The sequence below is a fragment of the Micrococcus sp. HMSC31B01 genome (assembly GCF_001816085.1).
GTDB classification, from domain to species: Bacteria; Actinomycetota; Actinomycetes; order Actinomycetales; family Micrococcaceae; genus Micrococcus; species Micrococcus luteus.
In genome coordinates this window covers 1-12,387 of sequence record NZ_KV825281.1, presented here as the reverse complement: position 1 = coordinate 12,387, position 12,387 = coordinate 1, and the positions used below count along the sequence as shown (strand labels likewise).

Annotated in this window: 11 protein-coding genes; 7 read left to right on the top strand and 4 right to left on the bottom strand. The window is 73.1% G+C overall.

What is annotated here, in order from left to right; translation table 11 throughout:
• On the bottom strand, positions 1–1,239 hold a 1,239-nt coding region (locus HMPREF3105_RS09655), incomplete at its 3' end, for a sensor histidine kinase (protein WP_070709423.1).
• Between the two features lie 209 nt (positions 1,240–1,448).
• On the opposite strand from HMPREF3105_RS09655, the gene HMPREF3105_RS13300 reads away from it, so the two are divergent.
• The gene (locus HMPREF3105_RS13300; protein WP_168168011.1) at positions 1,449–1,985 is read left to right on the top strand and encodes a hypothetical protein; all 537 of its coding nucleotides are present in this window, start codon (positions 1,449–1,451) and stop codon (positions 1,983–1,985) included.
• Between the two features lie 82 nt (positions 1,986–2,067).
• Here HMPREF3105_RS13300 and clpB read toward each other — a convergent pair whose 3' ends face one another.
• On the bottom strand, positions 2,068–4,662 hold the full coding sequence (clpB, locus tag HMPREF3105_RS09645) for an ATP-dependent chaperone ClpB (RefSeq protein WP_070709419.1): 2,595 nt from the start codon (positions 4,660–4,662) through the stop codon (positions 2,068–2,070).
• Between the two features lie 146 nt (positions 4,663–4,808).
• Here clpB and HMPREF3105_RS09640 point away from each other — a divergent pair, with 146 nt between their 5' ends.
• On the top strand, positions 4,809–5,990 hold the full coding sequence (locus tag HMPREF3105_RS09640; protein ID WP_070709417.1) for a YihY/virulence factor BrkB family protein: 1,182 nt from the start codon (positions 4,809–4,811) through the stop codon (positions 5,988–5,990).
• A 4-nt stretch (positions 5,991–5,994) separates the two neighbouring features.
• On the opposite strand, the gene HMPREF3105_RS09635 is transcribed toward HMPREF3105_RS09640, so the two are convergent.
• On the bottom strand, positions 5,995–6,744 hold the full coding sequence (locus HMPREF3105_RS09635; RefSeq protein ID WP_243733625.1) for a hypothetical protein: 750 nt from the start codon (positions 6,742–6,744) through the stop codon (positions 5,995–5,997).
• Positions 6,745–6,997: 253 nt separating this feature from the next.
• Here HMPREF3105_RS09635 and HMPREF3105_RS09630 point away from each other — a divergent pair, with 253 nt between their 5' ends.
• Genes HMPREF3105_RS09630 through HMPREF3105_RS09620 form a run of 3 tightly spaced genes read left to right on the top strand, consistent with a single transcriptional unit; the run spans position 6,998 to position 9,451 of the window.
• On the top strand, positions 6,998–7,819 hold the full coding sequence (locus tag HMPREF3105_RS09630; protein ID WP_036314235.1) for an ABC transporter substrate-binding protein: 822 nt from the start codon (positions 6,998–7,000) through the stop codon (positions 7,817–7,819).
• Positions 7,816–8,646 carry an amino acid ABC transporter permease gene (locus HMPREF3105_RS09625; protein ID WP_020626482.1) on the top strand — a complete coding sequence of 277 codons (831 nt, stop codon included), beginning with the start codon at positions 7,816–7,818 and terminating at the stop codon, positions 8,644–8,646. Before HMPREF3105_RS09630 ends, HMPREF3105_RS09625 begins: the two co-directional genes overlap by 4 nt.
• A gap of 1 nt (position 8,647) precedes the next feature.
• The gene (locus HMPREF3105_RS09620) at positions 8,648–9,451 is read left to right on the top strand and encodes an amino acid ABC transporter ATP-binding protein (RefSeq protein ID WP_070709415.1); all 804 of its coding nucleotides are present in this window, start codon (positions 8,648–8,650) and stop codon (positions 9,449–9,451) included.
• A gap of 99 nt (positions 9,452–9,550) precedes the next feature.
• Here the strand turns inward: HMPREF3105_RS09620 and HMPREF3105_RS09615 are convergent, their stop codons facing one another.
• The gene (locus HMPREF3105_RS09615) at positions 9,551–10,144 is read right to left on the bottom strand and encodes a hypothetical protein (protein WP_020626481.1); all 594 of its coding nucleotides are present in this window, start codon (positions 10,142–10,144) and stop codon (positions 9,551–9,553) included.
• Positions 10,145–10,344: 200 nt separating this feature from the next.
• Here HMPREF3105_RS09615 and HMPREF3105_RS09610 point away from each other — a divergent pair, with 200 nt between their 5' ends.
• Together HMPREF3105_RS09610 and HMPREF3105_RS09605 are read left to right on the top strand one after the other, a co-directional pair.
• Entirely contained in the window at positions 10,345–11,091 is a 747-nt protein-coding gene (locus tag HMPREF3105_RS09610) for a DedA family protein (protein ID WP_070709413.1), read from the top strand.
• A gap of 5 nt (positions 11,092–11,096) precedes the next feature.
• Positions 11,097–12,387: hypothetical protein (locus HMPREF3105_RS09605; RefSeq protein ID WP_070709411.1), on the top strand; the 1,291-nt coding region annotated here is incomplete at its 3' end.

Genomic DNA, 12,387 nt, shown 5'->3' with positions numbered 1-12,387 from the left:
CAGCCCGGTGCCGCCGGTGCCGGCGTCCGCCGTGGGAGCGCCGTCGTTGACGATGACCAGGCGCACGGCGTCCGGGCCGGCCGCGGTGAGCTCGATGCGGGCGTGGCCGGCCGAGGCGTGGCGCAGGATGTTCGTGGTGGCCTCGCGGACGGCCAGACCGACCAGACGGCCGGCCGCCGTGCCGAGTGGGCCCAGGTGCGGGTCGGCGCCGACCTCGGTGGCGGTGCCGGCGGCGGTGAGCACCTCCTTCGCGTTGACCAGCTCGCGCTCGGCGGAGACCTCGCGGAGGTCGCGGACGAGGGCCCGGGTCTCGGCGAGCGCCTCCCGGGCCTGCTCGCGCACCTCGTGGAGCGAGGCTTCGGCGTCCTCGGTCCGGCCCTTGGCCAGCAGGCGCTCGGCGAGCTCGGCCTTGAGTGCGATGACCTGCAGGTGGTGGCCCTGGACGTCGTGCAGGTCGGCGGCGAAGCGCAGCCGCTCGCGGGTGACGGCGAGGTCCGCGGCCTGCCGCCGGGCGTTGTCGAGGCGCTGCATCAGTCTCCAGAACCAGACCGTGGGGACGATCATGCAGGCGGTGATCACGCACCAGACGAGGAAGCCGACGGCCGTGTCGGCGGGCCCCGCGGGATCCTGGAGGACCGCCGCCGCCCCGAGGACGAGTGAGGCCGCCAAGCCGCCCCAGAGGACGGGACGCCGCCGGCACGGGTGCACCAGCAGGGCGAGGACGAGGGAGGACAGCCAGAGGGGCAGGGCCCACCACGTGCCCGTCCCTGTGAGCCCCAGCGCCGGAAAGACGGCACCGGCGAGCGCGAGCGGGACGGTGGGGCCGAACAGCCAGGCCAGGTCCCGCCGGCCGAACACCGGCCCCTCCGTCTCCTCGGGCGGCGGGGCCTGGAAGTGGCGGGCGACGTGCAGCTGGCCGACGACTCCGAGGACGTGGAGCAGGAGCAGGACCGCCAGTGCGACGACCTGCTCGGTGTGACCGGCCTCCAGGTGCTCCCGCAGGTGGGACAGCGGGCCGAACGCGGAGAAGCCGGCGATCATCAGGACGCAGAGCAGGAAGCCGGTCCAGGTGTACCACCACGCGCCGGTGAGGTCGCCGGAGTACGGGCCGGGCCCGGTGGGCCCGGCCGACCGCATGCCCGCCGGGTTGGCCGTGGGCAGGGCACCGGTCGGACGGCGCCCCGGCGCGGCGGCCGGCGGGGCCGGGCGGCCGTCGTCGTGGTTCCCCTCGATCCTCATGGGCCTCACCCTACGGGCGTGACAACTGTCATGGTCCGCCGTGCGGATCTGCCCGGGCGGAGGTGACCGCACGGCACTTCTGAGGACGGGCGGCGGCCGGAAGGCTGGAGTCAGGGCTCGGGAGCCCGACCGGATCCCGAACGACGACGGGGAACGCGATGGTTTCCCGAACGAGATCGCTGGAGAGGAACGTGGTCACGATGGACCTGATGAACACCGCACGCGAGTTCGTGATGGGACTGCCCGACGGCCTGCAGGGCCTCGGCGTCTTCCTTGCCGGCCTCGTGCCGTTCGTCGAGGGCGAGGGCGCCGGGCTGATCGGCGTCGTCGTCGGGGTGCACCCGTGGGTGGCCATCCCCGCCGCCGTGCTGGGCAACCTCCTCGCCGTCGCGCTCCTGGTCTACGCGGCCCACGGCGTGCGCTCCGCCGTCACGGCGCGCCGTGGGGTGGCCGCCGACGCCGCGGTTCCGGCGACCGGCCCCGGCACCCCGGTGGCCGAGCGCCACGTCCACCTGCACCGTCGCTTCGAGGCGTGGGGTGTGCCCGGGCTGAGCCTGCTCGGCCCCTGGTTCCTCATCCCGGGGCACGTGGCGGCCCCGGCCATGGTGTCCTTCGGGGCGAACCGGCACCGTGTGATGGCGTGGCAGGCCGTCGCCATCGTCCTCTACACGGCGCTGACGGCGTGCGTGGCCTTCGGCCTCGTGAGCTGGAGCGGCGTGCGGGACGCGACACCGGGCACCTTCTGAACCTCGCCCGTGGACGGGCCGAGGGCCGTGCCCGCCCCCGAGCACGGGGGTGGGCACGGCCCTCGGTCCGTCGGTCCCGGCGTCAGCCCTTCCGGGTCACGGTGAGGCCGTTCTCGCCCTCGACACGGTCCACGACCACGGTGTCCCCGTCCGCGATCTCCCCGGCGAGGATGCCGCGGGCCAGGCGGTCGCCGATCTCGCGCTGCACCAGGCGGCGCAGGGGCCGGGCGCCGTAGGCCGGGTCGAACCCGGTCGCGGCGAGCCACGCCTTGGCGGCGTCGGACACCTCGAGGGTGAGGCGGCGGTCCGTCAGGCGCGCCTGCAGGGACTCGACCTGCAGGTCCACGATCCGCGTCAGCTCGGCCACGGTGAGCGCGTCGAACTGCACGATCTCGTCCAGGCGGTTGAGGAACTCGGGCTTGAACGCCCCGCGCACCACGGACATCACGGACTCGCGCTTGGCGGCCTCGTCCAGGGTCGGGTCCACGAGGAACTGCGAGCCCAGGTTCGAGGTGAGGATCAGGATCACGTTGCGGAAGTCCACGGTGCGGCCCTGGCCGTCGGTGAGGCGGCCGTCGTCGAGCACCTGGAGCAGGATGTCGAAGACCTCGGGGTGGGCCTTCTCCACCTCGTCCAGCAGCACCACCGAGTACGGGCGACGCCGCACGGCCTCCGTGAGCTGGCCGCCCTCGTCGTAGCCGACGTAGCCCGGAGGGGCGCCGACCAGGCGGGAGACGGAGTGCTTCTCCGCGTACTCGGACATGTCGATCCGCACCATGGCGCGCTCGTCGTCGAAGAGGAACTCCGCGAGCGCCTTGGCCAGCTCGGTCTTGCCCACGCCCGTGGGGCCCAGGAACAGGAACGAGCCCGTGGGCCGGTTCGGGTCCGCGATGCCGGCCCGCGAGCGGCGCACCGCGTCCGCGACGGCGACGACGGCGTCCCGCTGCCCGATCAGCCGCTCGCCGAGGTGCTCCTCCATGGTGAGCAGCTTCTCGGACTCGGCGGTGAGCATGCGCCCGGCGGGGATGCCGGTCCAGGCGGAGACCACCTCGGCGATGTCGTCCGCCGTGACCTCCTCGGAGACCATCGGCTCGGTGGCCGAGCGGTCGGCCTCGCGGGCGGCGCGGTCCGCCTCCTCGAGCTGCTTCTCCAGCGCGGGGATCTCGCCGTACAGCAGGCGGGAGGCCTCGGCGAGGTCGCCGTCGCGTTGGGCCTTCTCGGCGAGCGAACGCAGCTCGTCCACCTTGGCGCGCAGGTCGCCGGCCTGGTTGAGGGTGGCCTTCTCCGCGTCCCAGCGGGCGGTGAGGGCGGTGAGCTCCTCCTCGCGGTCCGCCTTCTCCGCGCGCAGGGCGTCGAGCCGCTCGATGGACGCGGGGTCCGTCTCGCCTTCGAGGGCGAGCTCCTCCATGGTCAGGCGGTCCACCTGGCGGCGCAGGACGTCGATCTCCTCCGGGGCGGAGTCGATCTCCATGCGCAGGCGTGAGGCGGCCTCGTCCACGAGGTCGATGGCCTTGTCCGGCAGCTGGCGGCCGGTGATGTACCGGTGGGACAGCGTGGCCGCGGCCACGAGCGCGGAGTCGGCGATGGCCACCTTGTGGTGGGCCTCGTAGCGCTCCTTGAGCCCGCGCAGGATGGCGATCGTGTCGTCCACGCTGGGCTCGCCCACGAAGACCTGCTGGAAGCGGCGCTCCAGGGCGGGGTCCTTCTCGATGTTCTCGCGGTACTCGTCCAAGGTGGTCGCGCCGATCAGGCGCAGCTCGCCGCGGGCCAGCATGGGCTTGAGCATGTTGCCGGCGTCCATGGCGCCCTCGGACGCGCCCGCGCCCACGACGGTGTGGATCTCGTCGATGAACGTGACGACCTGCCCCTCGGCGGCCTTGATCTCCTCGAGGACGGCCTTCAGGCGCTCCTCGAACTCGCCGCGGTACTTGGCGCCGGCGACCATGGCGCCCAGGTCCAGGCTGATCAGCGTCTTGCCGCGCAGGGACTCGGGGACGTCCCCGGCCACCATCCGCTGGGCCAGGCCCTCGACGACGGCGGTCTTGCCGACGCCGGGCTCGCCGATGAGCACGGGGTTGTTCTTGGTGCGGCGCGAGAGCACCTGCACCACACGGCGGATCTCGGCGTCGCGGCCGATCACCGGGTCGAGCTTGCCGGAGCGGGCGATCTCGGTGAGGTCCGTGCCGTACTTCTCCAGGGACTGGAAGGTGGTCTCCGGGTCCTGGGTGGTGACGCGGGAGTCGCCGCGCACCAGGGTCAGGGCGGCGGCGAGCGCCTCGAGGCTCGCCCCGTTCGAGCGCAGTGCCTCACCGGCCTCGCCGGAGTCCGCTGCCACGCCGAGCAGCAGGTGCTCGGTGGAGACGAACTCGTCCGAGCGCTGCTCGGCCTGGGTGCGCGCGTTCTGCACGACCTGCAGGGCGGCGCGCGAGAACTGGGGCTGGGCCACCGTGCTGCCCTGGGTGGAGGGCAGGCGTCGGATGGCCGAGGAGGCCGCCGTGGAGACGGCGTCGGGGTCGGCCCCGGCGGCCTTCAGGACGGCCACGGCGACGGACTCCCGCTGGTCCATCAGGGCCTTCAGCAGGTGGGCCGGCTCGACCTGGGGGTTGCCGGCGGTGGAGGCGTTCATGGCCGCAGCCGAGAGCGCCTCCTGGCTCTTGGTGGTGAACTTGGCATCCATGGACTATTGGCTCCTTCTCTCCCGTGTCCCGGGGTGTCGGACAACCGTCGACCGCGGGCCGTTCCCGCCGCAGACGAAGTTGAGTCTATATAGCTCAACCCTCCACGCACCAGGGCTATTCCCCCTCGCGCCGGTACGTTGGTGCCATGGCCGGCTCCACAGCGGCGCCCCGGCGCCTCCGCACGTACACCCGACCGCGGGTGTCCCTGCTGTACGTCCTGCGCCGCACCCTGCACCGGCTCTTCGAGCTGCAGGTCTGGGATGTGGCCGCCGCCATGACCTTCTTCGGGGCGCTGTCCCTGCTGCCCACCGTCATCGCCCTGCTCTCCGTGGTCTCGCTGCTGGGCGTCGAGGAGGAGACCGTGGACGCCGCGGCCCACCTGGCCGCCGAGATCTGGCCGTCGCTGACGCCCGACGTCGTCCGCGAATGGATCCTGACCCTCGGCTCGGCCGGGCCCGGCACCGGCGCCGTCGTCCTGGGGGCCGTCGGCACCGTGGTGTCCGCTTCGGGCGCCGTCGGCGCGTTCCACCGGGCCATGCACCGCATCCACGACACCCGCGAGGGCCGGCCCTTCCTCCACTTCCGCCTCGTGGTCTTCGTCGAGACGCTCGCCCTCATGCTCGGCGCCGTGCTGATCACGATCCTGGTGGTCGTCGGCGGCGACCTCTCCCTGCGCCTCGGCCAGGCCGTCGGCCTGCCGGAGGAGACGGTCCAGACGTGGAACGTGGTGAAGTGGCCGGTCATCCTCGTGGTGATCGCCCTGATCGTGACCCTCGCCTACCGCCTGGGGCCCAACGTCCGGCAGCCCCGCTACCGCCCGCTCTCGCTCGGCGCCGTGGCCGTGGTGGTCCTGCTCTTCGGCGCCACCGTGGCCCTGGGCTGGATCACGGACCGGTTCGGCCAGTTCGCCGTGGTCGGGCGGATCAACTCCGCGATCGGCGTGCTCGCCCTCGCGTGGGTGGCGTGCATCGTGCTGCTGGCCGGGGCCGCCTTCGACGCGGAGGTGCTGCGTGCCCGCCAGCTGGCCGTCGGCATCGACGCCTCCGTCGAGATCCAGCTGGCGACGCGGCACACCGCGGTGCTCGAGGCCTCCGAACGGCACGAGGCCCGCAACCGCCGCCTGGCCCGGCTCGTGGCCGACGCCGTGCGCGCCGGCGAGGACCTCACGATCGAGGCCACACCCCTGCTCTCCGAGGAGGGGCGCCTCCTCGCGGTCGAGTCGGGGCGGCGGGACCCGGAGGACGTCAGCTCGGGCAGCCCGTTCCACGCGGACCCGGTGTCCGACGATGGCGCCCGCCTCGAGCCGACGTCCCGGCCCGACGACTGACAGGTCAGCGCTCCCGGGCCTCGAACGCCTCGACCTGGGCACGCAGCGTCTCGGCCGCGATCTCCTCGTCGAGGCCCACCATGCCGAGGTACACGAGCTCGTCCCCGTCCGTGACGCCGCCGACGGTCATGGTGAACAGGGCCGTGTCCATGCCCGAGTTCCCCAGAGCGATGTGGACCGCGTCCGGCACGCCGGGCACCTTCGTGAAGGCCGCCTGGACGCCGTCCGGGTCGCCGAACGTGCCGCACGTGTCGGCCAGCTTGCCGAAGGGCGCCAGCAGATCGGTGCCGTCGTCGGTGACCGCGACCATGCCGAACGCCCCGGCCTGGGAACCGGCCAGGCCGGTGACGGCGGCCGGGTCCACCTCGTACTGGGCCAGCGCACCGCCGAGCCCGGGCACCTGCTGCGTGTTGATCTGCTCGATGAGGTCCGCGCAGGCGCCCGTGGGGGTGACGCCCGTCAGGCTCAGGCTGGTGCTGATCGGCTCGCCGCCGCCGGCCTGGGTCTCCATGCCCGTGAACACGCCGCCGGGCGCGGTCTCCGGGGTGAGCAGGACGTCCTCGAGCGCCTCCACGCGCTCCTCCTGCTCGTCCGTGAGGTCCGAGCCGGCCCCCGTCGGGGCGGACTCGGACGCGTCGGCCGAGGAGGACGAGGCCTCGCCGCCTCCCCCGCCGCAGCCGACGAGCGCGAGGGCGCCCACGGCGAGCAGGGACAGGGCGACGGCGGGGCGAGCGGGGGCGGCGGGGCGGAGCATGAGAGACCTCTCAGACCGGGTGACGACGATGTGACCAGCCTGACAATCCCCACAGCGCAGGGCCAGCTTTCGCCTGCGGAGGCGGGTCGCGGCAGGGCCACCGGTCGATCGGCTCGCTCCGCGGCGACGAGCCGTCTCCCGGCGCCCGCGACGGGCCCGACGCACTACGATGACCACCAATCACGGCGGAACACGTCACTCTGCCGGCTCCCTCCGACCCGCCCCCTCCCGACGGCGACACAGAAGGCCCTCCATGACCCGCATCCACTCCCGCCTCCTCGGCACCGTGGGGCTCACCGCGTCGGCGGCGCTGCTCACCGGCTGCGCCGTCCTCGGCGGCGACGCCGGATCCGCCGGCATCGTGTCCGACGACGACCTGAGCACCTCGTACGGCCTCGTCCAGCCCGGCGTCCTGACGGTCTGTTCCGACGTCCCCTACCCGCCCTTCGAGTTCGAGGAGAACGGTGAGCTGACCGGCTACGACATCCAGCTGGTCGAGGCGGTGGCGGAGAAGCTGGGCCTCGGGGTGAACGTGATCGACTCCTCCTTCGAGGCCATCGAGTCGGGTGCCTCGCTCACCGGCTGCGACGTGAACGCCTCGTCGATCTCCATCACCGAGGCCCGTCAGCGCGTCATGGCCTTCACCCTCCCCTACCTCGACGACGACCTCGTCCTGGTCGCGAAGAAGGGCTCCGGCATCACCGACGTCGACTCCGCGAAGGGCCGCCGGATCGGCGTGCAGGCCGCGACCACCGGCGACGAATACGCCCAGCAGAACGGCCTGAGCCCCGTGCAGTTCGAGGACGGCGGCATGCAGGTCCAGGCCCTGCAGGCCGGAACCGTGGACGCCGCCCTGGGCAACCAGTCCGTGTTGCTCTACTCCCTCAAGGACGACGATCGCTTCGAGGTGGTCGAGTCGCTGCCCACGGGCGAGCAGCTCGGCATGGCGGTCGGCCCGCAGAAGGCGCAGCTCGGCTCCGCCGTGAACCGCGCGCTGCAGGAGCTGCGCAACGACGGCACCGTGGCCGAGCTCCAGGAGCGCTGGTTCGGTCAGGCACAGGAGGACTACCGATGAGCACGCAGGCCCCCGTCTCGCCGGCACCGGCCATGAAGCCCGGCCGCGCGCGCCGCCGTCGTCGGCTGTCCCTGATCATCCAGGCGGCCGTCTTCGTCCTCGCCCTCGTCGTCCTGGCCGTCCTCATCGACTGGGGCGCGCTCGCCGAGAACGTCCTGAACTTCCCCGCCGTGGCCCCGATGTTCCCCAACGTGATCCTCGTGGGGCTGGGCAACACGCTGTTCTACACGGTCACCTCGTTCGTCGTCGGCCTGCTGGGCGGCATCGTGCTCGCGCTCATGCGCCTGAGCTCGTTCGGCCCGTACCGGTGGCTGGCCACCGCCTACGTGGAGTTCTTCCGCGGCGTCCCCGCGCTGCTGGTGTTCCTCGCCTTCGGCTACGGGGTGCCCTTCGCGTTCGGGGTGTCCTGGCCGATCCCCGTCGTCGTGATGGTGGCCCTGGGCATGGTCTCGGCCGCGTACATCGCCGAGACCCTGCGTGCCGGCCTGCAGGCGGTGCCCCGCGGCCAGATGGAGGCGGCCCGGTCCCTCGGCATGCCGACGTGGCGGGCCATGGTCACCATCGTGATCCCCCAGGCGTTCCGCATCGTGCTGCCGCCGCTCACCAATGAGGTCATCCTCCTGACCAAGGACTCCTCGCTGGTCTACGTGCTCGGCCTGGCCGCGCACGAGTACGAGCTCACCAAGTTCGGTCGCGACGGCATCTCCGCCCTCGACGCCGGCATGACGCCGATCCTTGTGGCCGGCCTGTTCTACCTCGTGATCACCGTGCCGCTGTCCCTGTTGGCCCGCCGGTTCGAGGCCCGTTCGACCAAGAAGGGGCACTGAGATGGCCCAGCAGAACCCCATCACCGGATCCTTCGGCGCGGTGGCCGCCGCGGACGCCGCCGGCGTGCACGTGGCCGGCCTCAACAAGTCCTTCGGCGCCAACCACGTGCTGCGCGGCATCGACCTCGACGTCGCCCCCGGCGAGGTCGTGTGCCTGATCGGCCCGTCCGGCTCGGGCAAGTCCACCCTCCTGCGCTGCGTGAACCTGCTGGAGAAGCCCGACTCGGGCGTCGTCACGGTCGGTGAGTTCACGGTCACGGACGAGGACGTGGACCTGGACGTGCTGCGCCGGCACGTGGGCATGGTGTTCCAGCAGTTCAACCTGTTCCCGCACCTGTCCGTGCTGGAGAACTGCACCGTGGCCCAGCTCAAGGTGCTCAAGCGGGGCAAGGCCGAGGCGGTGGACGTCGCCCGTCGGCAGCTGGCCCGCGTGGGCCTGGCCGAGCTCGAGGACCGCTACCCGGACCAGCTCTCCGGCGGTCAGCAGCAGCGCGTGGCGATCGCCCGTGCGCTGGCCATGGACCCGCAGCTGATGCTCTTCGACGAGCCCACCTCGGCCCTCGACCCCGAGACCGTCGGCGACGTCCTGGGGATCATGCGTCAGCTGGCCCGCGACGGCATGACCATGCTCGTGGTCACCCACGAGATGGGCTTCGCCCGCGAGGTGGCCGACCGGGTCGTGTTCATGGACGGCGGCGTCGTGGTGGAGGCCGGCCCGGCCGCCGCGGTGATCTCCGATCCCCAGCAGCCGCGCACCCAGGACTTCCTGCGCCGCGTGCTGCACCCCACCGAGATCGATCTCTGAGCCTGCCCGCCCGCCGTGCCCCGGTGGGCGGGCGCATGCGTGAGGGGCCCCGCCTGGACCGTGGTCCGGGCGGGGCCCCTCAGGCATGCGGCGGGGGCGTCAGGCCTTCTTGCGCAGCTTCTTCAGCTCGTCACGGGCCTCGCGCAGCGCGGCGACCTGCTCCTCACGGGCGGCGTGGATCGCGGCGACCTTCTCGTCCTGGGCGTCGCGGATGGCCTGCACCTTGGCGTCGCGGGCGCCCTCGATGCGGGCGGCGCGCTTCTTGGCGGCCTTGCGGCGCTTGCCGGGGCGGTTGGCCACGGAGTCGGCGGCGATGGCCAGGCCGGAGCCGACCAGGAAGATGTCCTTGGCGACGGCGGTGCCCTCCTGGGACGGGCGCACGCCGTCCGCCTCGGTCATCTCCGGGGTGTTCAGGTACATGGAGAACAGGCCGCCGGAGAACGCGGTCAGGGCGGAGCCGGCGAGCCAGCCCGGGACGAACGGGGCCAGCAGGGCCGAGCCCACGCCGATCTCGGTGGTCACGAGGAACTTCTTGAACTGCTCCGGTGACAGGTTGGCCAGCGCGGGCAGGCCGCGGGCGCTCATGTCGCGCAGGCCCTGGGCCTGCTCCGCGGAGATGCCGCGCTTGTTCAGGCCGGAGTTCAGGATGAACGCGCCGGAGGCCAGGCGCAGCGGAATCTGGACGATGCTCATGGAGTCTTCCTTCCAGTAGGGCCCGCGGCACGCACGTGGAGTGGGGTGTGGCGCGAACGGTCGGTGAGCGGTCTGCACCTCCGACAGTACCAACGGCAGCCCGCTCCCGCCCGCCCGGAGGCGCGGCTGTGCGCGCAGAGCGGACGACGTCGGCGCCTCCACCACGTCGCGGAGGCGGTCGATGATGGACAATGGGGCGCATGCTCCCCCTCGTCGCACCCCTGACCGTGGCCGCCGCCGCGCCCACCGACTACGGCTGGCTCGGCAACATCGTCGTGGACATCATGGAGGCGGTCGGCCCGATCGGCGTCGGCCTGGCCGTCTTCGCGGAGAACATCTTCCCGCCCATCCCGTCCGAGGTGATCCTGCCCCTGGCAGGCTTCACCGCGGCCGGCGGCGCCTTCAGCCCGCATGCCGCGCTGGTCTGGGCGACGGTCGGCTCGATCCTCGGAGCGCTGGCCCTCTACGGCCTCGGCGCGTGGCTCGGCCGCCACCGCATGTACCGCCTCGCGGACCGCATGCCGCTGGTGGACATGGAGGACGTGGCCAAGACCGAGCGCTGGTTCATCCGATACGGCTACTGGACCGTGTTCCTGGGCCGCATGGTCCCCGTGTTCCGCTCCCTGATCTCCATCCCCGCGGGCATCGAGCGGATGAACCTCGCGAAGTTCACCCTGTTCACGGCGCTGGGCTCCCTGATCTGGAACGCGATCTTCGTCTACGGCGGCTACGCGCTCGGGGAGCGGTTCCACGTCGTCTCCGAGTACGCGGACGTCTTCTCCAACATCGTCCTGGTCCTGATCCTGGCCTTCCTCGCGATCTGGGTGGTCCTGCGCCTGCGCCGTGACGCCCGCCGCCGGAACGACCCGGACTGGCGCCCGCCGACCGCGGACGAGATGGCCGCCCGCGTCGAGGCCATCCTGGAGTCCTCCGACCACCGGAAGTGAATCGCATGCACCCCGTCCTGCCCTCCCCCCGCCGTGGCCGCGCGGCCCTCGGCCTGGCCGCCGTCGCCCTGGTGACGCTGAGCGCCTGTGCCCGCACCGAGCCGCAGCCTGAGCCTGCGCCCGCCACGACGGCGGCCTCCGCCCTGCCGTCCATGGACATGGCCCCGTTCACGGTCGAGGTCCCCTCGCACGACCTCGAGCGGGTGCCGGAGGCGAGCGTCGCCGTGCTCGAGGGCGAGGACCCGGACCACCACGGGGCGTGGCTGCAGGTGCCCGGGGCGCCGGCCTGGACGGAGGCCATGGCCGAGGCCGTGCGCGCCCAGATCGACCAGTACCGCCGGGACACCGACCCGAGCGCGGACCCGCGTCTGGAGATCCAGCCGCAGCTCGCCGTCGTGGCCGAGGACATCGCCGCGGCCCGACTGCTCGCCACGGAGCGGCGCGGCACGGACTCCGTGTCCACCTCGCACGTGATCTGGTACTCGGCCCGCGAGGACCGCGTGCTCGAGACCGCCGATCTCTTCACCCCCGACGGCTGGGACGCGTTCCGCGCCGAGGTGCGCCAGCGCATGGCCAACGACCCGGACGTGATCGGCTCGCGCCTGGACTCGGCGGTCGACGCCCCGGAGCAGGTGGAGAACCGTCGCGTCTGGGACGCGGTGGTCTTCCTGCCGGACGGCAGCCTGATGCTCGAGGCGGACCAGGCGTCCATGGCGCCGGCCGCCGCGGGCGTGCTGACGGTGCGGATCCCTCGGGACACGGCGACCGCCTGGCTGTCCGACCTGGGCCACGTCGCCGCGGACGCCGCCTCCGCCCCCGCCGACCTGCGTCTGCCGGACCGCTCCACCCCGACCCCCGAGGAGCAGCAGCCGGAGCCCGCCCCCGAGCCGGAGCCCGAGACGTCCTCGTGGACGGAGGAGGCCACCGGCGCACCCGTGCCGCCCCCGTCCGCGCCCGCCGACACGGCGGCCCCGACGCCCAGCGTGACCACCCCGGTGCCGAGCAGCACGGCCCCGTCCTCCTCGGCCCCCGCGCCCACCCGCTCGGCCACGCCGTCCTCCCCGTCGTCTCCCCCCACCTCGTCCTCGCCGTCGGGCACGGGATCCGGCAGTCCGACGCCGAGCACCCCCGACCCGACGCCGACCTCCGCGACGCCGACCCCGACGTCCCCGACCCCGACGTCCCCGAGCCCGTCCGGTCCGTCCACGAGCGCGTCCGGTCCGTCCACGAGCGCGCCGGCCACGGACCCTGCGCCGGACCCGACCGAGTCCGCACCCGAGCCGACCGCCACCACGG